Origin of the sequence: Sedimentibacter sp. MB35-C1, from assembly GCF_030913635.1 — a bacterium.
GTDB lineage: Bacteria > Bacillota > Clostridia > Tissierellales > Sedimentibacteraceae > Sedimentibacter.
This window is the reverse complement of the sequence record NZ_CP133188.1, coordinates 3,285,358-3,308,716: the sequence shown is the minus strand read 5'-3', so window position 1 is coordinate 3,308,716 and position 23,359 is coordinate 3,285,358. Positions and strand designations below refer to the sequence as shown.

Annotated in this window: 26 protein-coding genes and 1 pseudogene; 13 read left to right on the top strand and 14 right to left on the bottom strand. The window is 37.4% G+C overall.

Going from position 1 to position 23,359, the window contains the following annotated elements; translation table 11 throughout:
* Window positions 1–27: 27 nt before the first annotated feature.
* The 7 genes and pseudogenes from RBQ61_RS16100 to prdC form a co-directional block, all read right to left on the bottom strand.
* A complete protein-coding gene (locus RBQ61_RS16100; protein ID WP_308138233.1) occupies window positions 28–1,428 on the bottom strand; it encodes a sigma 54-interacting transcriptional regulator in 1,401 nt (466 codons plus the stop codon).
* A gap of 133 nt (window positions 1,429–1,561) precedes the next feature.
* Window positions 1,562–2,176, bottom strand: coding sequence for a proline reductase cluster protein PrdD (locus tag RBQ61_RS16095; RefSeq protein ID WP_308138231.1), 615 nt, complete (start codon window positions 2,174–2,176; stop codon window positions 1,562–1,564).
* Window positions 2,177–2,346: 170 nt separating this feature from the next.
* Window positions 2,347–2,814, bottom strand: a pseudogene (locus tag RBQ61_RS16090) (glycine/sarcosine/betaine reductase component B subunit); the annotation flags it as partial.
* A gap of 111 nt (window positions 2,815–2,925) precedes the next feature.
* Window positions 2,926–3,651, bottom strand: a complete 726-nt coding sequence (prdB, locus tag RBQ61_RS16085; protein ID WP_213926394.1) for a D-proline reductase (dithiol) protein PrdB — start codon at window positions 3,649–3,651, stop codon at window positions 2,926–2,928.
* A gap of 19 nt (window positions 3,652–3,670) precedes the next feature.
* Window positions 3,671–3,871, bottom strand: a complete 201-nt coding sequence (locus RBQ61_RS16080; RefSeq protein WP_213926393.1) for a CBO2463/CBO2479 domain-containing protein — start codon at window positions 3,869–3,871, stop codon at window positions 3,671–3,673.
* Window positions 3,868–5,607, bottom strand: coding sequence for a D-proline reductase (dithiol) proprotein PrdA (gene prdA, locus RBQ61_RS16075; protein WP_308138230.1), 1,740 nt, complete (start codon window positions 5,605–5,607; stop codon window positions 3,868–3,870). Before prdA ends, RBQ61_RS16080 begins: the two co-directional genes overlap by 4 nt.
* A 56-nt stretch (window positions 5,608–5,663) precedes the next feature.
* Window positions 5,664–6,953, bottom strand: a complete 1,290-nt coding sequence (gene prdC, locus RBQ61_RS16070) for a proline reductase-associated electron transfer protein PrdC (protein ID WP_308138229.1) — start codon at window positions 6,951–6,953, stop codon at window positions 5,664–5,666.
* A gap of 443 nt (window positions 6,954–7,396) precedes the next feature.
* Here prdC and RBQ61_RS16065 point away from each other — a divergent pair, with 443 nt between their 5' ends.
* The 3 genes from RBQ61_RS16065 (at window position 7,397) to RBQ61_RS16055 (ending at window position 9,585) form a co-directional block, all read left to right on the top strand.
* Window positions 7,397–7,711 (top strand): hypothetical protein, encoded by a 315-nt coding sequence (locus RBQ61_RS16065; protein WP_213926390.1) that lies wholly within the window; start codon window positions 7,397–7,399, stop codon window positions 7,709–7,711.
* Window positions 7,712–7,863: 152 nt separating this feature from the next.
* Window positions 7,864–8,670, top strand: coding sequence for an MBL fold metallo-hydrolase (locus RBQ61_RS16060; protein ID WP_308138228.1), 807 nt, complete (start codon window positions 7,864–7,866; stop codon window positions 8,668–8,670).
* Between the two features lie 93 nt (window positions 8,671–8,763).
* The gene (locus RBQ61_RS16055) at window positions 8,764–9,585 is read left to right on the top strand and encodes a 4Fe-4S binding protein (protein ID WP_308138227.1); all 822 of its coding nucleotides are present in this window, start codon (window positions 8,764–8,766) and stop codon (window positions 9,583–9,585) included.
* Window positions 9,586–9,791: 206 nt separating this feature from the next.
* On the opposite strand, the gene RBQ61_RS16050 is transcribed toward RBQ61_RS16055, so the two are convergent.
* The 7 genes from RBQ61_RS16050 to RBQ61_RS16020 all read right to left on the bottom strand — a co-directional run bounded on the left by RBQ61_RS16050 (window position 9,792) and on the right by RBQ61_RS16020 (window position 14,866).
* The gene (locus RBQ61_RS16050; protein WP_308138226.1) at window positions 9,792–10,796 is read right to left on the bottom strand and encodes an ABC transporter permease; all 1,005 of its coding nucleotides are present in this window, start codon (window positions 10,794–10,796) and stop codon (window positions 9,792–9,794) included.
* 1 nt (window position 10,797) lies between these two features.
* Window positions 10,798–11,790 (bottom strand): ABC transporter permease, encoded by a 993-nt coding sequence (locus RBQ61_RS16045; protein ID WP_308138225.1) that lies wholly within the window; start codon window positions 11,788–11,790, stop codon window positions 10,798–10,800.
* Window positions 11,790–12,635, bottom strand: coding sequence for an ABC transporter ATP-binding protein (locus RBQ61_RS16040; RefSeq protein ID WP_308138224.1), 846 nt, complete (start codon window positions 12,633–12,635; stop codon window positions 11,790–11,792). Before RBQ61_RS16040 ends, RBQ61_RS16045 begins: the two co-directional genes overlap by 1 nt.
* The gene (locus tag RBQ61_RS16035; RefSeq protein ID WP_308138223.1) at window positions 12,632–12,784 is read right to left on the bottom strand and encodes a hypothetical protein; all 153 of its coding nucleotides are present in this window, start codon (window positions 12,782–12,784) and stop codon (window positions 12,632–12,634) included. The genes RBQ61_RS16040 and RBQ61_RS16035 overlap by 4 nt, the downstream gene beginning before the upstream one ends.
* A gap of 136 nt (window positions 12,785–12,920) precedes the next feature.
* Window positions 12,921–14,006: a HAMP domain-containing sensor histidine kinase gene (locus tag RBQ61_RS16030; RefSeq protein ID WP_308138222.1), complete on the bottom strand. Its 1,086-nt coding sequence runs from the start codon at window positions 14,004–14,006 to the stop codon at window positions 12,921–12,923.
* Window positions 14,007–14,008: 2 nt separating this feature from the next.
* Window positions 14,009–14,674, bottom strand: a complete 666-nt coding sequence (locus RBQ61_RS16025; RefSeq protein ID WP_308138220.1) for a response regulator transcription factor — start codon at window positions 14,672–14,674, stop codon at window positions 14,009–14,011.
* A gap of 6 nt (window positions 14,675–14,680) precedes the next feature.
* Window positions 14,681–14,866 carry a helix-turn-helix domain-containing protein gene (locus RBQ61_RS16020; RefSeq protein ID WP_308138218.1) on the bottom strand — a complete coding sequence of 62 codons (186 nt, stop codon included), beginning with the start codon at window positions 14,864–14,866 and terminating at the stop codon, window positions 14,681–14,683.
* 408 nt (window positions 14,867–15,274) lie between these two features.
* On the opposite strand from RBQ61_RS16020, the gene RBQ61_RS16015 reads away from it, so the two are divergent.
* The 10 genes from RBQ61_RS16015 (at window position 15,275) to RBQ61_RS15970 (ending at window position 23,338) form a co-directional block, all read left to right on the top strand.
* Window positions 15,275–15,715, top strand: coding sequence for a hypothetical protein (locus RBQ61_RS16015; RefSeq protein WP_308138217.1), 441 nt, complete (start codon window positions 15,275–15,277; stop codon window positions 15,713–15,715).
* Complete coding sequence (locus RBQ61_RS16010; protein ID WP_308138216.1) at window positions 15,700–16,233, top strand: RNA polymerase sigma factor; 534 nt, start codon at window positions 15,700–15,702, stop codon at window positions 16,231–16,233. Before RBQ61_RS16015 ends, RBQ61_RS16010 begins: the two co-directional genes overlap by 16 nt.
* Window position 16,234: 1 nt before the next feature.
* Window positions 16,235–16,915, top strand: a complete 681-nt coding sequence (locus RBQ61_RS16005; protein ID WP_308138215.1) for a DUF4367 domain-containing protein — start codon at window positions 16,235–16,237, stop codon at window positions 16,913–16,915.
* A gap of 153 nt (window positions 16,916–17,068) precedes the next feature.
* Window positions 17,069–17,557 carry a deaminase gene (locus tag RBQ61_RS16000; protein WP_308138214.1) on the top strand — a complete coding sequence of 163 codons (489 nt, stop codon included), beginning with the start codon at window positions 17,069–17,071 and terminating at the stop codon, window positions 17,555–17,557.
* 92 nt (window positions 17,558–17,649) lie between these two features.
* Window positions 17,650–18,081, top strand: coding sequence for an NUDIX domain-containing protein (locus RBQ61_RS15995; RefSeq protein WP_308138213.1), 432 nt, complete (start codon window positions 17,650–17,652; stop codon window positions 18,079–18,081).
* A 40-nt stretch (window positions 18,082–18,121) separates the two neighbouring features.
* Complete coding sequence (locus RBQ61_RS15990; protein ID WP_308138212.1) at window positions 18,122–18,646, top strand: nitroreductase family protein; 525 nt, start codon at window positions 18,122–18,124, stop codon at window positions 18,644–18,646.
* A gap of 422 nt (window positions 18,647–19,068) precedes the next feature.
* Entirely contained in the window at window positions 19,069–19,695 is a 627-nt protein-coding gene (locus RBQ61_RS15985; protein WP_308138211.1) for a methyltransferase type 11, read from the top strand.
* Between the two features lie 54 nt (window positions 19,696–19,749).
* Entirely contained in the window at window positions 19,750–20,937 is a 1,188-nt protein-coding gene (gene rlmD / locus RBQ61_RS15980; protein ID WP_308138210.1) for a 23S rRNA (uracil(1939)-C(5))-methyltransferase RlmD, read from the top strand.
* A 483-nt stretch (window positions 20,938–21,420) separates the two neighbouring features.
* Window positions 21,421–23,073, top strand: a complete 1,653-nt coding sequence (locus RBQ61_RS15975) for an antirestriction protein ArdA (RefSeq protein ID WP_308138209.1) — start codon at window positions 21,421–21,423, stop codon at window positions 23,071–23,073.
* Complete coding sequence (locus RBQ61_RS15970; RefSeq protein ID WP_308138208.1) at window positions 23,060–23,338, top strand: DUF4314 domain-containing protein; 279 nt, start codon at window positions 23,060–23,062, stop codon at window positions 23,336–23,338. The genes RBQ61_RS15975 and RBQ61_RS15970 overlap by 14 nt, the downstream gene beginning before the upstream one ends.
* The last annotated feature ends 21 nt before the right edge of the window (window positions 23,339–23,359 follow it).

The window sequence follows — 23,359 nt, the reverse complement described above, 5'->3', positions numbered from 1 at the left end:
ATCTAACTGATTACATTTTTCAGCGGCTCATTTTTGATTTGCAATTTTATATTCTTCCATTTTATGATATAAAGTCGTTCTTGGTATATTAAGAAGCTTTGCTGCTTTAGATTTGTTATAGCTTGCTGCCATAAGAGCCTTTTTTATATTTTCTGTTTCTAATTTCTTAACAGCTGCTGTCAGGTCCAGAGGGTATTTCTTGGAAGCTGCAGAGATATTTTCGTGCTTTTCCAATACAGATGCCGGCAGATGTTCCTTCGTTATGAAGCCCTCTGTATTTATTGCTACAATTTGTTCAATTACATTCATCAGCTCTCGTACATTACCGGGCCACGGATATTCTCTGAGTATGTCTGCGGCTTCTTTTTCCACGCCCTTGATTTTTTTGCAAAGTTTTTTTGAATAAAGCTTTAGAAAAAAGCCTATTAACAAAGGAATGTCATTTTTTCTTTCTCTTAGAGGTGGAATAGAAAGTTCTATTACATTTAATCTGTAAAACAGATCTTCTCTGAATTTATTTTCTTTTACCATCTCTTTCAGGTTTAAGTTAGTTGCGGAAATTATTCTTACATCTAACTGAACGGCTTTTTCTCCGCCTACTCGCGTGAGTGTCTTATCCTGCAGGAATCTTAAGAGTTTTGCCTGCATATTGAGAGGGAGATCTCCTATTTCATCTAGGAAGATTGTTCCACCGTTTGCCAGCTCAAGAATTCCGGCTTTTCCTTTTCTGCTTGCTCCCGTAAAAGCACCCGGAGAGTAACCAAAAAACTCGCTTTCAAAAAGTTCGCCCGGAATTGCACTGCAATTTACGGGAACGAAATGTCCTTTTCTGCCACTTGCCTCATGTATTCCTCTGGCAAATACCTCTTTGCCGGTTCCGCTTTCTCCGATTATCATTACACTGGTGTCAATAGGAGCGATTTGCCTTGCAATTTCTATTTTTTTAATAAGATTGGGATCGGTACCTATAATATTTCCAAAGGAGCCTTCCAGTCGCCGAACTTCATTTTCAAGAAACAGCAGGCGCTTATTTGCGGTTTCCAAATCGCAATATAGTTTTTTGACTTCATTGAAGTCTCTGTCTGTGGATACCGCTCCCATAAATTTATTCCTTACAACTAAGGGCTTGGAGCTTGCCAGTATATGGGAGCTTTCTCTTGGAGAGTGCTGAATATTTTCTGCAGTTGTTCTTGTCAGTCTTACAGTATCGACTATGGCATTAGGGAAAAATTCACGGATATTTTTTCCATAGATTTGATTATAATCTATGTTGTAAAGCTTTTCCGCACTTTTATTCCAAATAACCACGGTTCCTTTTTCGTCGATTACGCATACGGCTTCATATATGCAATCTATTATTGAGGCAAGCAGTTCATAGTCCAGCTGTTCCAGAGTGCTTTTAAGGGACATGCTTTTTTCGATTATCAATTTATTTCCTCCTTCCTTACAAGATTAATCTGATCTAACCGCCGCATTATGATGTTCAGGTAAAATTGATGCAACGATATTTGTTAATATTATATCAGAAATATCTGAATAAGGAAAGTATAAATCATGCTGCTCAGCACAGTGAATGCACGACGCCGTCCTTGTACTGGCTTGGGGTGACGAACAGCGGCATGTTTGAAACATCCATAATTGAACGGGAATTCAAGCAGCCTCCGGGTTCGCCTGGAAATATTGCTGTTTCATACATGCACCCGAGACCGGACACAAGCTTAACTAGGACAATTCTAGGTGAATTTATTTTGAGTGTGTCAAAATATTCTTTGCTTTTGTAAGCAGTATCTGCGCTAAGAGACTTGAGGCAGCTGCGGATATCCTCTATAAACTCGTCAGCTGCCATGTGTGCTGCAATGATTCCTTCTCTTGTCCTTGCATGGCCTTCATTGAAGATAAAATCAAAGTGAAGTATAATATCGGAGCTATCGGGAGTTCCGAATTTGTTGCGTACAACATGATCCTTAAGTTTTCCTTCGGAAGAACCGATGTTTGATGCCTGAAAGCCGCCGAATTCTTTTGCTTCAGCTCCGGTTAACATGACAGTTATCCCAGATGCTGCATGTGTCGTTCCCTCTCCGAGGCATCCTGAAACTTTTACAGCAACAGGAGAAAAATCTAGATTTGCATTTGTAAAGATGCTGTCCTTTCCTGGATTGATTATGTTAATTTTCATGCTCCTTATTTCAGGGTGCTTTTTTAGAATGTTTTGAATTTTTGCATTATTTATAAGAAGCTTGTTATTTACTATTTTCGGCTTGTTGAAAATTGGACCTCATCAATTTGAAAACACCGCTGAATTAGTCTTCTTTGTAAAATCGGTTCATCAAAATTACATGGAGTGAAATTATATTTTCTAAAGATTTTATTCTTAAGTATTTCAACTGCCTTCATTGCGTCTTCATAGGATGTCGTATTTTGACCGACAATGCAGGTTTCAATTCCACTGGTGTTTTTATTTAAATCTATGATTGTATCCATGTATTGATTTGTAACTACAAAGGATGCTTGATTTCCCACAAAGCTTATTCCCACAACAGGAATTCCTTTTTTCCCTATCGCTTCTATTACAGAAGTGAAGTCTACATGGCTGTTGCCCCAGCTGTCAATTGATACTATTGCTCCGTGAGCTCTCATTGCCTGACACCAGCAGCCGGTCATTTCTGCAATAAATTTTTTGTTTCCGTATACCTCCGGAGTTCCCTGAAGAATTATGCCCGGAAAATCAATACCGGGTTCGTTTCTAAGCCTTTCAGTTACCGGGTCGTTAAAATGATGAAGAGTTGTTTCTTTGCTTGACGGACCTATTCCCATAATTCACCTTTCCGGGACTTATATGCGCAATATTCAATACGCATGCCCATATAAAAATAAAGCGCGGAGCACAGCCGGAAAATCCGACCGGCTCTGCGCCAAAATTTTGTATTATACGTTGTGTCTGTATTCGTAAGGAAGCATTTTCATTTCGCCGAATTCCTTCATGGTTGCTACAAGATTCAGAGAATCTTTCAGTATGGAAGTCTGCATTTCTATGTTATTCGGTTCGCCTGCATTGGAGCCGATGGGCACATGTGCCGCCGCTATACGGGGAGCACCCTGCTGCTTAGCTATAGGCGGAAGTGCTGCTATTATTATGGTTGATATACCAACTGATTCAATTGCTCTTTGGACGATGGTTGCTGAGCGGTGGCAGGTACCGCATCCGCCTGTTAAAAGAACTATGTCAACGCCTGCATCCTTAAATTTTTTTGCGATTGCAGGGCCTGTTTCGTTTCTGAATTTTTCGACATTTCCGCCGCCGCCCATGAATCCTATCAGTATTGGAGAGAGATCTTTGATAAATCCTTCTTTTTTAAGCTCGTGAAGTCTGTCGATAGGAAGCATTGCATTAACGTCCTTGTTTATATCGCTGTTGTCAAACCCGCCGTGAGTAACCATAAGTTCTTTTGACGGTGTGTCTATAGGTATTTCCCTAAATGTATTGTCACCGGCAGTGTTGAAAGGTTTTTGAGTTTTCATATGAATTCCGCCTGCAGTAGCAAACCCTACTTTGCATTCACTCAGCGGCTTTTTTAGCGGTGTCCAAACAGGAGCAGGTGTCGTTGGTGCGAAAACTTCGGATTTCATTCCTTCTATTGTGGTAAGTTTCATGATATTTTCCTCCTTTATTTTATAAAACTCGTATATAGCTTATATATAATTCTGCTTCTGCATCAAGCTCTAGGGGTTTATCAGTAATTATGCACCTGAGCGGCAAATTTACGATTCCCATTTTTCCTTTAAGCTCGATTTTTACGCACATTTCTGAAATGTCTACAATTTTACCTGTTAGAAGCTTCGGGGTAAGAGATACATCTTTTGCTGAAATCATAGCTGAATCGAATTAACCAGTCTTTGATTTTCATCTATAACTGACTGATTCCATTTTCTGTCCGCAGGTGCAATGGGAACTCCTGCAATCCTGTTTTTAAGCATTACAACTGCACGTTTAGCATCATTTTTGTCAATGGTGTTCTGGCCCAGTATTTCTGATTCCATACCGTCTTTATCCTTGTTAACTTCTATCATTGCATCTGTGTATTTATTTCCTACAACGAGCTGACCCTGGTAAGCAGCATAGGTAATTCCAACAACCTTTATTCCGCGTTTACCTATTTCCTCTATGTTTTGAGTAAAGTCTATATGGTTGTTTCCGAATCCTTCTGTAGTAACAATTGCTCCATCTATTTTCATTGTGTCAGCCAATGCACCTAATCTCTTTGAAACAAACATCTTTTCATCATTTACCTGAGGGCTTCCTATGAATGCAACTCCTACAAGATCCAGCTCTTCATCGGCTGCCAGAGCTTCCAATACAGGTTCCCTGAAATAATGTCTCGTATCTTCTTTCGATGCAGGGCCTATACAAGTAAGTGCGTGTATTCCTCCGTCACGAACTTCATTTACAGATAAGATTATAGGTACATTACCTAAATCAACGTTCTGTTTTCCTCCTGCTACGCCTGCAGGCTCTGTTGGAAGCATTACATTGTCATGCATTGCACCTTGTCCCATAATTTCCTTAACCAGGAGAACTCTTGGTCTTCCGTTCCTTTTTACTTGTTCGCATGTTTCAACCTTTACTGCTTCGGAGGCAGGAGTTGATTTAAGGACTTCTCTTATTTCCTGAATAACTAAGTCACAAGCTTTATGAGCAGCGTAAGGTCCTCTTCTTTCCATTCCCGTAAGTTCTTGAATAGTTACATGAGCTCTTACTATAATATCATTTTGATCTGGGCATCCCGGCATTCCATAGGTGATTTTTTCATCAAGATAGCCTTCACAAGAACCGAATTCATGTATTTGTACTCCGGCCTCGTCAACTCCTGTAAGCATAAATACCATGTCATTCAATATATGTGTAGTTCCGCTTCCCAAATCTCCTTCAGCCTTTGTTGCAACAGGAGTAACATCCATTATTGTATCAGAATACACATGTCTTTTATCGGGAGTTATAATATCTATTTCCATTTTTTTAACAAGGGGAGTGGCTGCTACAGCTTCTTTAGCCAAATTTTTTCTTATGGTGAGAATGCCGTGCTCAAAAGAAGTTTTTTCTCCCAGCTTAACTTCCTTTACAGAAAATTCTCTTTTTACAAGAGTTCCAACCACTTGATTTTCAACTTTTTCAGGTTCACATGCAGATTCTGAAAAATTTTCAAATTTGCTTCCTAATGAACCTAATGGAAGGCTCAATTTTAATCCGTTAATTTGATCTGCTTCAATATGCAACATACCTTTATCCACTTTGACATTTCCTCCTTTACTGATTGGTTTTTCAGTAATTGATTTTTCTTCTGAAGCACTATTAGCTTCAACTATGCCTTCCATCATTTCTGCGGTCAGAGATGTAAGACCATCAACATCACGCTTAAGCGTTGCGCCTATTACCTGGCCGATTTTTAAAGTGTCGGCGGTAATTGTAATAAGTCCGGATTCTTCCATTTCAGGGAAGATATTAGGATCTTCGAGATCAGAGGGGCTGATTGCAGTTCCTTGTGTAGTTCGGCAGCATACAACCGCCGGAGAATCTTTCAGCTGTTCAGCCAGTTCCTTAGTAATTGACATAATATGTCTCCTTCCTGATTTATATTTATATAAAAGGGTAAACCTTAAATATTCACTTACGGCAATCTTCTTATGAGACGGTGCCCAACTGTTCTCATAACATGGTCGGTGCAGTGGTAGACAGGCATTTTCAATTTTGGAGCCACACACATTACTGTATTTGTACAATCGCTGCAATTGCTGATAAGAAGGCTTTCGGCACCGGCTTTTTTCAGTTTCATTATTTTTTCTGCCTGTCCTGGGCAATTGCCGGGGTTTTCACACTTCAATGCGCCGCGGCTTTCAACAGCTTGCTTGCATCTTTCCACAGCAACTACATCTCCATTCATTTTTTCTGCTATTTCGCGCAGCCTGTCTTCATTTGCTCCGCATGCACATACAAGCAATCCAAGTTTTCCTTTTGCTTTTAGAAATTCCATTGTAGCTATAATTCCGCCGGAGGTTTTTGTTATAGGTGAATCAAGAGTAGTCGAATGACCTGTAAACGGGCCGCCCATAATTATTTCTCCAAATTCACCGTCAATCCCTCCAGCCATTTCAATCAAAGATGATACAGAGGCTCCTATGGGGACATCTAAAAAAGTTTTGGAATCTTTTCCGCTTTTAAGTTTTCCTACAACAGTAATATTTTTTGAAACTACAGGCTTGTGCAATTCAACAGCCTCCGTAATTCTTGATAATGTTTCGACATTTAATATTACTGCACCTGCTGCTGAAGGCAACTGATCAGTTTTAAGCAATTCTCCTAAAACTTCTCTTACAATGGCACGTTCTTCTCCCATCGGGTACAGGTCTTCCAGTTCTGCGATTTCTATGTTATCATGAGGCTTAATTACTGCTTTGAAAGAATTGACTGCTTCTGCATTTTTTCTCTTTATGGCTAAAATTCCTCTCTTAGCATTAGCAGCCTTCATGGCATAGAGTATTCCTCTGTAAATTACCTCAGGATTTTCCGTGATTTGCCTTATGTTGTGTTTGAGAAGAGGTTCACATTCAACACCGTTAGCAATTATCACTCCTCCGCTTAAATCCGTTTCCAGCTTTACGTTAGAGGGAAAACCGGCTCCACCCATTCCTATAATTCCTGCTTCTTTAACTATGTCAGCTATGCTGCCGTTGCAAGAAATTTTTTCAAATTCATCGGGCTGGTTATCATCTGCATGGATTGTTATGCAATTTTCTGTAATTTCTGCTATTGTTCCGTATACACTTGAATGCAGATTTGAGCCCAAACCTTTCGGGACGGCAAGAAGGGTTCCTTTTTTGACGGTATCGCCTGCTTTGACGATTGGTTCCGAGGGACCGCCGATTCCTTGTTTTAGCAATAATTTAATTGTATTGTTCACAATATCGCTCCCATTCTTTAAAATTGTTATTTAATTAACTAAATCTGCCTATATAATAAGCAAGTTGTGTGCCAAAGTTTATTTTAATATTTTAAAAGCTTGTTATTTCAACAAAATAATTATTTCAATGATATATGCCGGTAGTATAAATTGCGACAAAGAACATTTGAATTATAATTTTCTTCATAGAGGATGTATGAAAATTGTACAAAAAATATCAAAAGATTTGGTTATGCGCTGAAAATGGCATAAAACAAAACTGTCCAAAAACAAACAATTGTACATTTTTGGACATTCATGGCATTAATATTCTAATGGTTGATATTTGCAAAGAATTATCCATATGGGAACGAATAAAATAAGAGGTGTTTTTAAAATACAATGTTGTATGCAAATATTTTCCGTGATATAATAATCACAAATTAAGCAAGGAGGAAAATACCATGATAATTTTGGAAGAGATAGTAACAAGTGCAAAGCATGCAGAAACTAACAAGAATGTAAAATTTCCCTTAGGGTTTATAAGAGTATCGGAACAGGAAGGCCTTAGAGAATGGGAAGGCTCAATGCAAGATATAGAAGATTACGGACCGCTGCTTGACCTGTTTAATAGTAATAAACCGTCAGAGTTTGAGTTTGTATGCAAAAAAGGCAAAGTATTTAAAGGGAAAATTGCTGTAACTGGGATATTAGTTTCAGACGTGTTATTTAAAGGTGTAGGAGCACTAAAATATGGCGAAGAATATATTGTGGACTGATATAATTATATTTCGCACAATATAAATAGTTATAGGTAATATGACGGTTCTTTTGATGGCAGCAGAGTGTTTCAGAAGAACCGTCTTTATAATTGTACCGACAGAAAAGTTTTCAGAACAGTGTAAAATTTCATGATAAGGAGATAACTGAAATGAAATTAAAGGTATTGGTTGACAATAATACATATATTGACGAATATTTTCTGGGAGAACCGGCTGTGTGCTACTATATAGAGGATAATGGAACAAAGATACTTTTTGATCTGGGGTATTCGGATATTTTTATTCAAAACGCAAAGAAAATGGATATTGATTTAAAGCTGGTTGATACAATTGTATTTTCGCATGGCCATAATGACCATACAAGAGGATTAAGATATATGGCAGATCATACAGATCTCAAAGATGTAGCAGTTGTTGCGCACCCGCTGTGTTTTAACAGTAAAATGTATGAAAAAGATAATATTGGTGCACCGTTTAATTCGGAGCAAATGAAAGGTATGTGTAGGTTAAAATTAACGTCTTCACCGTTGCAGATCAGTGACAACATTGTATTTTTAGGAGAAATACCGAATATATATGACTATGAAGAACGGAAGAAAATAGGAATGTACAGCAATGATGGAGAATGGAAAGATGACAGACTTGCAGATGATTCGGCAATTGTATACAAAAACGAAAAGGGATTGTTTATTATAACAGGATGCTCGCACAGCGGTATATGTAATATTGTCGAATATGCTAAAAGAGTTTGCTGTGATACGAGAATTACCGGTATTATTGGAGGATTCCATCTGTTTGATATAGATGAGCAACTATTGAAGACAATAGAATTTTTTGAAAGCAATAAAATAGATAACATATACCCCTGCCACTGTGTATCTTTTAGGGCAAAAGCAAAACTGAATGAGAGAATCCGCATAAATGAAGTTGGTGTAGGACTAACACTTATGCTGTAGCCTAACTATATTAATATAACACTGCGAGTAACGTCAAAGCGTCCATATTTGCAAGTGTTTCAGGTAGTATACACCACTATAAGGAGCAAAGAAATGAATAAAGAAGAAATAGAGAAACTTTCATACGATTTTTTTAATAAATCTCATTCTAATTTTGTTGATGAAAAAGAAGCCATTGTTCCGGAGCTTTCCGGAATGAGGCTGTTTGATAATCCTTTGTTTGGATTTGCTTCATCTAAAGACGAGGAGTTTTGGAACTTAAAAAACCAGTCTGTTATAGGAGAACATTTTATGCTCCCTGAAGAATGGCTTACCGGTGCTGTAACTGTTGTTTCATTTTTCATGCCATTTTCCGAAGAAGTAATCAAAAGTAACAGAGGAAATAAGGATGTAATTTCGAATCAATGGCTGCACGGAAGAATAGAGGGACAGAGATTTGTAGCAGAGTTTTGCAGGTATCTCAATTCGAAAATCATCGAAGATGGATTTCGAAGTCTTTCACCGTCTTTGGATAAAAGGTTTTACACTACTAAGGAAGATGATAAAGGTCATTTGTTTTCCAGCAACTGGTCGGAAAGGCACGTGGCATTTATATGCGGCCTCGGAACTTTCGGACTATCAAAGGGGATAATTACAGAGAAAGGAATGGCAGGGAGAATTGGCAGCTTAATTACAGATATGCCTTTAGAACCTACTGAAAGAAAGTACAGCGATATTTATCAATACTGCACCATGTGCGGTGCATGTGTTAAGAGGTGTCCGGCAGGAGCCATATCCCTTGAAAAAGGAAAGATACATAGAATATGCTCGGATTTTCTCGATTATACAGCCGAAAAATATAAGCCCAGATATGGATGCGGCAAATGCCAGACAGGTGTTCCGTGCGAAAGGAGAATACCTCTCCAAAGACGATAACACTTAGCAATAATATCGGTTTTACACATTTTGCAAAACAGTATTGCACATTGAAACCTGCAACTATTACAGTGCTGTCCCATATTCTCCCGCTGTTGAATACAAACTCTTTACTAAATAATATCAGACTTTGATTAGGAAGGCAAAGAGAAAGGGCACATATCAAAATTATATGTGGCCTTTCTGCACACTGCATGGCAGCTACCCTATTTCAGTTTTTTGTGCGTTATGACAAAAAACAACAACAGCCATACAAAACAATGTACAAATAATATGATGATATTTACTCCAACTCTTTGTGGCTGACCGTTTAATACATCCATCAACCCATAAAAAGTTGCACTTGATGGTAACAAATAGGATAAGGCATAAAGCAAACTATCTGACGGAACAGCCAAATAAAACAAAATAGGTGGAGCAAGGAACAAAATCATTACAACTTTGATATATATAATGCCTATCATAAGCCCACTTGAAAGGTATCCTATGAACAGTCCCACTAACGCTGCCACAAAAGCAGACAGAATAATCAACAGCAGTAAAGGCATAGCTTGACTGGCTGTAATCTTTATACAGACGATAGCTGTCAAAATCGTAGAGAGGACACCGCCCGCAAATCCTAAAGCAATTTTTTGAATGATATACTCCTTTTTCGTCATAGGTAAAACTTCGTTAATAAACGAAATGCCATCTTCTTTCTCTCCGATAATACTCATGGCATTAAACGTACAGCCCATGAACATGGCAGTAACCATTGTTATCACAATGAATAGTGATATTAAAACGTCATCATTATTTTCAGTAGGGATAATAGTTATTGCGGATAAATCCACATTGTTTCTTTCTGTGTAAAGGTCGGGGAGCGTATTGCCAATTACAGTATTTATTTGTAATTCGTCGCCCGATAACAGCGTTTTTATCCCCATTCCATCTTGTAACACTCCAATCCCTTGTGTCGAGGGGTTATTTATAGCACTTTCCAAAGAAACTATATCGGGGAATGCGGTAATTCTACCATTCTCTTGTAGCCACTGTGTGGTATCATAAGATAGGTCATTTTCTACAACATAAAAGGCAGTTTCATTTATAGATGAAAAACTCACCCCCGAAAGCAGGGAAATCGCCAATCCCACAATAATCGGAAGTAGAAAAGTCAAAATACATAATTTATCTTGACGTATGTTTTTAAGTTGATACTTCAAACCTTTCACGTTATCCCTCCTTTGCCATTTCACGGATAAGCATCCGGCGCACAAGCAGGAATAACAGCACGATTGCCAATCCGCAGATTGTGTAATAAATGCCGTTTACAGATGGTGTATTAAAATAGGCATTTTTTATTGCCATAAACAGATGATACATGGGGTGATATTTTATAAAGTCCCATGCAATCCCTGTCTGTCCTGCAAGAAAAACAGGTGTTGTGATGAAAACAGCTAATACGAGATATAGTAATGAAAATTGTTTGAAGTCGGGTAACAGTACGGCGCAGAAAAAACCAACTAACGCCATAATCAAAGACAGTATACCCGCTTGCAGTACAACTGCGGGTAATGTCAATAACCCGACAGAAACGCCCAAGTTTATAACGGTCAATAATATCGCAAATACAATATCGGCTATTAGAAATAAGCAAAGTTTTGATATGATAAATGCTGTTTTACTAACGGGTAATATCCCATGTACACGAATAATTCCCATCTGTTTTTCTTTGAACAACATAGAAGCAAGCCCTAAAAAACCAACCGCCGTCAATTCAAAAAACAGAAATTCACAAGTGATTTCCCTGCGGTTTTTCAATTCTTTGTTATTTTCACCTATTATTTCTGCTTTGGCAGAGGTTGATGGAGATAACAAAGATAGTGCATATGCCGCCCGGTATTGGTCTGTACTGCGTACACCTGATGAAACCATGATGATTTTCGGCGTTCCGCTTGAAGCGTAGATACCGACAGCGTAACCGTCCCCGCTTTTTATCTGCAATTCCTCCAAATTATCAACACTTATTATTTCAGAAGATATAACACGTTGCGTATGAAGCGGGTCGTAAAGATATACCGGGTAAATTTCCTGGTCTAAACCTACATAGATAAAGTTAATGTAGCAAGAGTAAAGAATAAGAGAGCCGAGCGCAAGCAGAAGAAACTTGCTTGACAACATTAACTTAAAATCCTTTTTTAGTAAAGCAAGAAAGCCTTTCCACATTACACCAACCCCCTCCCGGTATATTGAATAAACATATCCTCAAGCGTTGGTTCTTTGGAATGAATACTGATAATTTCATCATACGGAATTGAAATACCCTCCTTTAGCTCCGGCATTTCAATGACGGCTGTACTGCGTTTTCCTTTATACAAGTAGTCAATCTCGACTTGATGAGTGCTGTTTTTCTGTTTTAACTTTTTGGGTGTGTCTATTACTTTAATTTTACCGTCCGCAATGAAAGCAACCCTGTCACATAGCAAGTCTGCGTCCATCATGTTATGAGTAGTAAGGAAAACCGTTGTACCTTTTTTTCTTTCTTCCTCAATGATACGCCGAAACAGTACCGCCCCCCGCGGGTCAAGTCCGCTGGTCGGCTCGTCCAAAAACAAAAGGCTAGGGTTATTCAACAAAGCTCTTGCCATACTAACACGCTGCCGCATTCCTTTGGAATAAGAGGACACGGGTTTTTTTACAAAGTCTTTCTTAAACTCCAACATATCTAACAACTCGTCTATGTTGCGCCGCTTGTCTAAGGGGTAAAACGACGCAAAATAGTTTAGATTGTCGAGTGCGCTTAAATTGGTATAGAGATAGGGAAACTCAAATAATACACCGATTTTTTCTTTGAAATCCATTTGCCCCTTGTCTAAAGGTTTTCCAAATAGCCTTACATTTCCTCCATATCCATGCAGAATACCGGTTAAGATTTTTTGTGTTGTAGATTTACCCGAGCCATTCGGTCCTAAAAAGCCGAATATTTCACCATTAGGCACTGAAAAATTTAAGCCATGCAGAATTTGTTTTTGAGCCTGATAGGAAAAAATCAAGTTTTCTACAGCAATCATTCCTCGCCACCCCATTTATCTTTGCGATTTTCTTTTTGCTCCTGCTGACGTTTGCTCCACCATTTCATAAACTTTATCTTGAAAGGGATAGACAGAGCTATGACAACAACAATTATCAGCCACCAATACCATTCCATTCCTAAAAACATATTTGTTTACCTCCTGTATGTTTGATAGGGTCAGTTTATAACAATGCGGTGAAATTGAAGTGCGGCAGTTGTGAAATCGGTGTGAAATAAAAACGCCTTGCTCCATTTAAGAAAGCAAGGCGTTTTTGTTATAGGGTTATGCTATTGTGGGAAAATCAAAGTAAAATTCAACACCGTCCGGCAGATTTTGAACGCCGTAATCTGTATGATACATGGAAAGAATTTGAGTTACAATTGAAAGGCCAAGACCAGACCCGGTCGCTTTATTTTGTGTGCTTTTCCCACGGTAGAATTTTATCCAAACTTTAGCTATATCCTGCGTAGGTATTGGTACACCTTGATTAAAGATAGAAAACCTCACTTTGTTTTCATGGCAGGTAACGGATAAATGGATTTTATCACCGTCGCAAGTATGATTTTTCGCATTCAATATTAGGTTGTTAAGCACCTGTTCCATACGGTGCTTATCTGCATAAAGAAAAGTCTTTTTATCCGGCAATTCATAGGTGAACTGATAACTTGCATTAGGCGTGTCTATCAATAACCGTCCGGCGACTGTTTCCACCAACTCAATAAAATCAAAGCGTTCTTCGTTCAGTTTTGCAGCTCCGGCTTCCAAGGCAGACAAATCAAGCAGAGATACTATCATAGTGTTCATACGGTCTGTTGCAGCTAAAATAACATCCATATACTGTTGCTTTTTCTGTTCGTCTGTTTCCTCTTTTAACCCCTCCACATAGGCACGGACAACGCCGAGGGGTGTTTTCATTTCGTGGGATAAGCTGTCAACCAATTCTTTTCTCTGCGTTAGTAATAAATGCTCTTGAATGATATCTTTTTCAAGCTGTTTGTTTGCAGTTTCCAGTTTTTCAAGTGTTTCTTGAAGATTAGAAAACATAGTGTTTAAGTTTTGCGAAATCTCTCCAAATTCGTCATCTGTACAAATATTACAATGTGCCGAGAAATCCAGTTTTGCCATTTGCCCGGCTGTGTGGTTGATTTCACTAAGCGGCTTTGAAATAAAGCGTCCAAGCATAACATTAACGCCAGTTATAACCGCTATTAACAGTATCAGCCAAATTGCAAAGGACATGCTCCGGCTTGTCGGCAATTCGGAAGTAAACACATAAAACAAAATAATAACGCCACCTGTTAATTTTGAAAGAAAAAAGACCTTTTTCCTAACGGTATTTAACCGAAACCATTCAATTATTTTTTTCATAATCATACCTCAAACTTATAACCGGAACGTATCAGTGTGACAATATAACGCCCCTCTGCTCCTAATTTTTGACGCAGGGTTTTAATGTGGGTATCTACAGTTCGTGTGTTCCCCTCAAAATCATAGCCCCAAATACGATTTAATAACTGTTCACGGGAGAACACTTGATTTTTGTTCTGCATAAAAAAGCGCAACAGTTCAAATTCTTTATGGGTTAAATCAATGTCGTTCCCTGCAACGGTAACGTTGTGTGACGATGGCAGTAACACAAGGTTTCCGACAGTTAAAATATCTTGTGGTGTTCCCGGCAAAGAACGGCGAAGCAAGGCATTAACTTTTGCCAATAAAACCTTTGGACTGAATGGCTTTGTCATGTAATCATCTGCTCCATAGTCATATCCCTTTAATCTATCTTCCTCACTTTCCTTTGCCGTTAAAAAGATGATGGGAAGATTATACATTTCTCTTGCTATCTTACAAACGGAAAAGCCGTCCAAATGTGGCATTGTAATATCTAAAATCGCTAAATCGACGGGGGTGTTTTTCAAAATCGTAACAGCGTCTATGCCATCATCTGCCGTAATGCACGAGTGACCTCCACGCTTCATATACTCAACAATAATATCTTGCATATTTTTTTCATCTTCAGCAATCAAAATAATTGCCATCTATACTCATTCCTTTCCTATACTATTTTCCTTTCGACGCCCATCAACTGGCTTTTTTGCGTCTTTGGGTATCAACCACATATAGCTAAACTTTGCAACACCGGGTATTCGGTTTTCCTCGCAAAGTTTCTGTACCCGACGTTTTGAAATACCCCATTTTTTCGCAGCTTCCGAAGCAGATATATATTCCATATGCTAACCGTCCTTTCGCTTTTTTACACTTTATATTATATACGTAAGTACGAATAATATCAAGAAGCGTTTGTCACAACTAAATGCACATTGGCGAGCGGTGCAATTTAAAAAATTGCGGTGTTTTTTGTACATGTGTATTCGATAATGACAATGCAGCAATTATAAATAACAGCTGTTTGATGTGAAATATATAAGGAAAGGAAATGAAACCTTTCTTTTTTATTTGACAAAAAGTTTTTTTTCGGAACATAAAAATTTTTTAAAAAAATTTTATAATTTCTGTCCCCAAAACCAATTTCAAATTGTTTATATATTATAGATGTAATTTAACTAAATAATATTTATTATAATGACAAATTACATTAATAAAATTCTTTTTCATAAGAAGGGTATGGAGAGCGACAAATGGAAAATGAATTGTACCTGAAAAAGGTGTATTCTGCGGCATATATGCTGACAGGCAAAGAAAAAGATGCATGCGAAGCATCCTCTTTGGCAATTTCCAGATCTGCCAAAGAGGTGATTTCAAATAATCAAGTAACGGAAAGAACATTTAAATCAACTGTAATTGAATTAATTGACATATACCTGAACACACAAAATGTATGCTATAATACGAATGAAGATATAAATAATATTCAAAAGGCTTTATTAAGTTTGGATCCCATCTGCAGAGCCGCAATTATATGGAAGGATGTACTGGGATTTCAAATTGATGACGGCATACCAGCGTCAAATTATACAAGACAGGAACTTCTAAGGGAATTGTCATTAGGTAGGAAAAATTTGAAGAGTATGCTGCAAATAAAGCCGGGATTAAGAGGTAATCGATGTTCGTATATTTAACCCTATTAGAAACTCAGGAAGAAAAAAGTAAATTTGAACAAGTATACAGCAATTACAGGCAGCTTATGTTTTATATAGCTAAAAGTATTTTGAATGATGATTTTCTTTCGGAAGATGCGGTTCACGATGCATTTATAAATATAGCTAAAAGTTTGAAAAATATATCTGATGTGGCCTGTCCACGAACCAGGAGGTATGTTGTTATTATAGTAAGAAATATTTCTCTGAATATGCTGAAGAAACAGAAGCTTTCCGAGGAAATTGAGGGTATGGGAGAGTATATTGCGGATGAATCTGTATTAGAGGATGAGGTTTTGTCTAAAATTTCATTTGATCTTATAGTTAATCAAATTACATGTTTACCTGTTATCTATAAGGATGTGCTTTATTTATCATATGTTGAGGACTTAAATACTAGGGAAATATCAAAACTTATAAATATTTCGAATGAAACGGTAAAAAAAAGGCTTCAAAGAGGGCGAAAGAAATTGGCTGAAAGTATTAAAGAGGTGATCTGACATGTCCGAAGAGAGATTAAAAGAAGCACTAGAAGTTTCAATGGAAAGGGAGCTTGATTCAATGTTTCCTGATAGCGGCATAAATGAGATTCACAGTTTTTCGCTTGAGTTTGAAAAAAATATGGAGTCTGTCATTAAAAAAGCAAAAATAAAGTATGTAAATATAAGACAGTTTACAATAAGGAGAAGCATTATTGCAGCATCTCTGATAATATTTATATATATGGCAACGCTTAGTGTTGAAGCATTCAGGGCCCCGTTAATAAGGCTTACAGAAAAAATTTATACGGAGTTTTCTGAAATATTATTTGATAATGAAGAAAATATTGATACTCCCAGAAAAATTAAGGACTTATATGTTCCGGGATATATTCCTGAAGGTTATACTTTAAAGGAAGAAAGCGAAGAAAAAATGACTATGATGCATCATTTCATGTATACAAATGAAATGGATCAGTTCATATTTGTTGAACAATACACTTTGGGAGTCAGCATGTCTGTGGATACGGAAGGAACAACAACTGACAGAATAATGATTAAGGGAATGGAAGGAATCATATATTCAAAAAAAGGCTTGACAACAATAATAGTCAATGACGACAACTATGTGCACTTAGTATGTGGTTATGAAAGTAGAGAAGAGATAATAAAAATAGTTGAATCACTGTACGTTCCAAAATAGCATTTTTTTCTCCCTTTATAAAAATGTACCGTTAATAATTACGGTGCATTTTTTGTGGAGGGATTGTGATATGTACTTTATAATAATAGAAAAATTATTTGATTATTTGATTAAAATATGTTAAATTTTAAAAAAAGTTTAGAAGGTAAAAGTATGGATAGAAGAGACAAGGTTAATTATTACTTAGATTTGGCAGAGGTTGTTTCGCAGAGAGGGACATGCCTTAGAAGGAGATTTGGAGCTGTTATTGTAAAAAACGATGAGGTTTTGGCTACTGGTTACACAGGTGCACCGAGAGGAAGAAAAAATTGCAATGATTTAGGAGTGTGCATCAGACAAAAGCTTAATATTCCCAGAGGTGAGCGTTATGAGCTTTGCAGAAGTGTTCATGCGGAGGCAAATGCCATTATAAGTGCTTCCAGAGACAAGATGATAGGAAGTTCTTTATATTTAACAGGAATAGAAAATGAAACAAATGAATATGTTAAAAATGCAAGCAGTTGCTCTATGTGCAAGAGGATGATTATTAACGCTGGCATTGAAAATGTTTATATCAGGGATACAAAGGATACTTACCGAGTTGTTAATATTGAAGAGTGGATCAATAATGATGAGTCCTTGGAAGGACAGCACGGATATTAGCAAGAAGTTTAAATTTTAAATTTTAATTTTAAATTCATAATGCTATAATACTATATATAAGAATCGAAAATTAATTCAGCAGAGGTAAACGCATGATTGAGATCACATTTGGTGAAAAATTATCCGATGTTAGCTATAATGACAGAGCAGGGGCATATCTTATTTCTGTTAAGAACGGGAAAATGGCCGTTGTAGAAACTCCTAAAGGATATTTCCTTATAGGAGGAGGAATAAATACGGACGAAAGCCATGCTGACTGTATAAAAAGAGAAGCCATAGAAGAAATAGGACATATTGTAACCGTTAAAAAATATATATGCTCTGCGGAGGAATACATAACACGCGAAAAAAGAGGATATTTCCATCCCATTCAGTATTACTACGAAGGCGAAATAGGTGAAAAAACAGTTAATCCAATTGAAATGGACCATGTATTCAAATGGATTCCAATAGAAGAATCGGAGAGCAAGCTGTTTTTTAAATCACAGAAATGGGCTGTGAAAAAATGGATGTCAGCTCAATAAAAATTGTAATTTAAAATAAGGTGAAGTGAGGAGTTAAAAATTGCTGGAATTAATAAAAGAGAGAAGAAGTATTCGCAGTTTTAAGGAAGAAAAATTAAGTGAAGAAGCTGTAAAGGATATTCTAAGAGCAGGTCTTCTTGCTCCTACGTCAAAAAATAAGAGACCTGTTGAATTTGTCGTTGTTGAAGACAGAGAGACTTTAAGCAGGCTGAAATTCTGCAAGGACAAAGGAAGCAACGGACTTGATACAGCACCATGTGCAATAGTAGTTATAGGAGATGCCGAAAAAAGCGATGTATGGGTAGAAGATGCTTCGATAGCTACGGCCTTCATGCAGCTTCAGGCTGAAAGTATGGGGCTGGGCTCAGTATGGATTCAAATGCGGAAGCGACGCAGCTGTTCAGACGATTCTGAAAAAGAAGTCAGAAAAGTACTGAACATACCTGATAAATATGGCGTTCTGGATATCCTTGCCCTAGGATACAAAAATGAGTTGAAAAAGCCCTATGAAGAAGATGACGCTGACTTTTCAAAAGTTCATTTTGAAAGCTACGGCAGTAAATAGATTAATCGATTATATTTAGTAATACGTCCTGCATTATTTTATTATTATGCGCATATTGTTATAAACTTACGTCTGCTTGCTGAAAATATTAAATTGCGGAATTCCAACAAAAAATCAGAGATATTTTTTTGAAAGTAAGTTAAAATTGTTTCTCGTGTATGTAAAGTATCAATTTTTGAATCTTTTAAATTTATGATATTTGTATATTTATTACATATTAATTTGAGATATCCTTTATTTTATGGAAGACATACCGTGCTTTATATGTTCCCGATACTGCACATATACTATGTTACAAAGGTAATTTTGTTACAGCTTTTATTCATTTGAGGGAAACAGTTAAAATTCCGGGCGGATTTGCTGATATTGTACGGTTGATATATATGAGATAGCAGAATTTATTTTATATTAAGGGGAATTCTATGAATCCATGGGAAGAAATCAATTTGAGTGATTATGAAAATCATATGAAACTGGAATCGGTTTATCAGTTGCAGACATTGAATAAAATGATGTGGGGCCAGCTTAATGATTATGATGTATCATCAGTATTAATTCTTGGAGTTGCAGGCGGTAACGGATTAAATCATGTTGACAGAGATAGAATAAATGTAATATACGGAGTAGATATAAACGAAGACTATTTAAAAATATGTAAAGAAAGATATCCGGTTTTGGAAGATTTATTCGTTCCGATAAGGGCAGATATAACAAATGAATTTTGTGAGCTGCCAAAAGCAGATATTGTAATTGCGGATTTATTTGTAGAATACGTCGGCTGTGAGATATTTGCATCAACAATCAGAAAAATAAAACCGAAATATGTTTCGGTAATTATTCAGGTTAATGAAGATGACGGCTTTGTGTCGGATTCTCCATATATGACTGAATTAAAAAAATTAGAAAAAGTGCATTTTTGCATTGACGAAAAAGAAATATCACTTTCCATGAAGAAAATTGATTATAACTTATCTTATAGAACAGAAGAAAATTTGCCCAACGGGAAAAAGCTAATCAGATTGGACTATTGCTTTAATCTAAAAGATTAAATTTAAAATATATTGAAAATTATTAGTTTTTTAAGTATTGAAATAAGGAGTTTTATGCAAAAAGAAAAAAATAATACTAAAGATATGCTGAGCTGTCCGGTTATGAAAAGATGCGGCGGTTGTCAGATGCAGCACTATAGTTATGAAAAACAGCTTGAAGAAAAGCAGAAGGGAGTAAATATCCTTCTCGATAAATACTGCAAGGTTGAAGAAATTGTCGGAATGGAAAATCCGTATTATTACCGGAACAAAGTTCATGCAGTATTTGATACTGATAAAAAAGGAAATATTATTTCGGGAGTTTATGAATCCGGAACACACAAAGTTGTTCCCGTAGACAGCTGCCTGATTGAAGATCAGAGAGCAGATAATATTATAGTTACAATCAGAGGAATGCTTAAATCATTTAAAATTAAAGCATACAACGAAGACACAAGAGTAGGACTTCTGCGCCATGTTCTGATTAGAACGGGACATGAAAGCGGAGAAATAATGGTTGTGTTGGTGCTTGCCTCACACATATTCCCTTCAAAGAATAATTTTATTAAAGCGCTCTTAAAAAAACATCCTGAAATTACAACAATAGTAATGAATGTTAACAATAAAAAAACAAGCATGATACTGGGAGAAAGAGAACAGGTGCTGTACGGCAGAGGATTCATAGAGGATACTCTGTGCGGAAAAGTTTTCAGAATTTCACCGAAGTCATTTTATCAGATTAACCCTGTCCAGACAGAAATTCTTTATGGAAAGGCAATCGAGCTTGCGGAGCTTAAGGGAAGTGAAACTGTAATAGACGCCTATTGCGGAATAGGCACAATCGGAATAATAGCAGAAGACCATGCCAAAAAAGTACTTGGAGTCGAACTTAACAGAGATGCTTTCAGGGATGCTATAACAAATGCAAAAAGAAATAAATCAAAAAATATATTTTTTTACAACTGTGACGCCGGCGAATTCATGAATCAGATGGCCAGCGAAAAGCAATCAGCTGACGTTGTATTCCTAGATCCTCCAAGGTCAGGCAGCACAGAGCAGTTCTTAGATTCGATGATTTCAATCAATCCCAAAAAGATAGTCTACATTTCCTGCAATCCCGTAACATTAGAGAGGGATTTAGCCTATCTCACAAAAAGAGGCTACGAAGCCAAGACAGCAATACCTGTTGATATGTTCCCGGGTACGGAGCACGTTGAATGCGTGATTCTGATGCAGCGTAGTGGTTCAAAAGACAAAATATAGAGTTTGACCACTACATGTAGTGGTTTAGGGGTAAAAAATGAGTAGAAAAAGGGGTTAAAAATGCACGATTTTAGACCCCTTTTTCAGCGAAAAATACTGATGCAGAAGGTGATTTTTCAGATATAGCCCTCAAAATGATGCAAAATCATTTTATGATAAAAGGAATTATAAAATAAAATAACTATAGAAAAACATATATAGCCGAAGAGTTAAAGTGCATCATTGCACTCTAACTCTCCGGCTTTTTTGTTTTCAGAAAGGACACGATATGCTTGTAAAATACAAACGAAATAGAAAATTTGCCTGTTACGATTCTGAAAGCCTTACAAGTACCGGCAAGCCTGATCCGCCCCCTCGCCTTGTTGGCCCCTTTAAAAGCTGTGGAGAATGCCCTTATGCATCCCACGGCTTTTTATGTTATAGCCGTGAAGGAGATTGCCTAAGAACCGATATGCAAAAAATTAATCAAAGGAGGAAAAAGATATGCGAGCAATGATTCAATGTATGCATGAAAACAATTATCAAAACCTTACTTATCCCAGTAAGGAAAAAGAACTGCAGATTTTATGCGACAGTCTTGGTGTCGCCAATACTACAAAAACAGAGATTAAAATCGGCAGCGTCCATAACAATGAAAGGTTGTCGACCCTGCTCTCTGATAAAACAGTAAATCTTGATGAGTTAAACTTCCTGATGAAGCGATTGGACAGCTTCGATCAAAAGGAGCTTGCAACCTTTTATGCAGCTGCTTATGCCGAAAAAGCTGAAACAATGACGGAGCTTATTAACCTCAGTTTTAATACCCATTGTTACAGCCTTGTAGCCGATTTTAGCGACTTAAATGCCGTAGGCAGGCAGATATACCTAACGGAGCAAATGGCAGTCAGCACAGAGGAATTAGAGAGCCTTGACGGACGAAAATACTTTGAAAGCATGATTGCAGAAAACCCTAATCCTGTGATAACACCATATGGAGTGGTGTATAGAAACAGCAATGAGATTGTACAGACCTATGACGGCAGAAACTTTCCCTATTACCAATATGAGAATACTCCTATTACACTGCTTCTGAGTGCTCAAAATCGTAGCGAATATCTTTATCTGCCTATGGAGCAGAGTGAGATGAACAAGGCTTTAGAGCGATTAGGCGCAAAGAGTCTTGAAGAAATCCACTGGCAGGTAGAAGAACACAATATACCTGATAACCTTGCAGATATGGCAGTTAAAGATCAGTCAGACCTATATGCCCTCAACCAATTTGCCGAAATTTTTAAGGAGATGGGACAGCGTGAGGTTATATCTTTATCTGAACTTGCAGCCTTTGTAAAAATCACTAAAGGAGAGGAACTTAAAACGCTGGCAGGCTGTATGTATGAGTTTGAAAGTTTTCCCGATATCCACACTCTGGAGCAATACGGCAGATATATGATTTGCGAAAGCGGTCGCTTTGAATATGACAAAAATTTGGAGGACTACATCGACTTTAAATCCTATGGGCAGGACAAAATCAGCCGTGAAACCGGGGCATTTACTTCTAAAGGTTATCTACTTTACCACGGATATGACCTGGAAATGCAGGGAATTTTGAATAAAAATATCGGGCTTAAAATTAAAGAGCTGCACGAACCGCAGGAGCTTAAACTGTATATGCCTCTTAGGGCTGTTACCTATCAGGATGAAAATGACTATGGGGATCTTTATCAGGTAGATTATGAAATAGATGTGTATTCTGAAGAACTAAGTTCCTATGAAGATGAAATAAGAACTGCTATTATAAATCATCGTTTGGATGATGAAAAGCGTGGCATGATGGATTACTATGATCAGCCCGATACGGTGAATGCAAAAGTACAAAAGTATCTGTTTGATGTAGAAGTAATTGATGGAGAGCTGATGGGAGTTGCAGTTCTTACTCTTAATGCACCCTTAAATCAAGGAGAGCTTATAAAAATTAAGGAAGCCATCGAGGGTCAATGCTCTGACGGCTTTGGAGAAGGCCTCGAGCAGCGTGAAATTAAGTGTAACGGCAAGGAGGTATATGTAAGTCTTTGGAACTCTCATGATTGGAGCCTGAAAACCGCTGAAGAAATGGGAATTACAGAACAAAAATATGAAATGAAGTTTGAAGGTATGTGAAATGAATGGATTTCCTACAAGACAACAGGTTGAAAGAATTAAAGAAAAATTTCCACCAGGTACTAAAATCCGTATGGAATCTATGTCCGATCCCTATGCACCAATTCCGCCTGGTATTGAAGGGATAGTAGATTTTGTGGATGATATCGGTACACTGCACTGCAGCTTCGAAAATGGGCGCAGCCTTGGTGTTATTGTTGGCGAGGATAGCTTTTCAGTTATTGAACCGGAAGAAGAACAAGGCATGGGTTTAACGATGAAATAGGAAAAACGGCAAGATGCAAAA